Genomic DNA, 243 nt, shown 5'->3' on the forward strand with positions numbered 1-243 from the left:
GGAATCGGTCACGTCGACCAACGTTTTCGTGCACGTGGAGGCCACCCGCGCCGCCGCGGGCTTGGGCCTGCTGCCCTGCTTCATGGCCGATCGCCATCCGGACCTCGTTCGCGTCCTGGCCGATTCGGTAACCGTCACCCTCGGCTACTGGCTCGTCGCCCGCACCGAAACCCTCCGCCGCCCCGAAGTGGCCGCCGTCGTGACGGCGATCCGCGCCATGGTCGCCGACCAGCGCGACATCCT

1 pseudogene is annotated in these 243 nt (G+C 70.0%); it reads left to right on the plus strand.

Annotation, left to right across the window (positions count from 1 at the left end):
* Positions 1 to 243, plus strand: a pseudogene (locus tag ON21_RS13215) (LysR family transcriptional regulator); the annotation flags it as partial.

The organism is Nocardia araoensis NBRC 100135, assembly GCF_000308435.1.
In the GTDB taxonomy this organism is placed as follows: Bacteria; Actinomycetota; Actinomycetes; order Mycobacteriales; family Mycobacteriaceae; genus Nocardia; species Nocardia araoensis.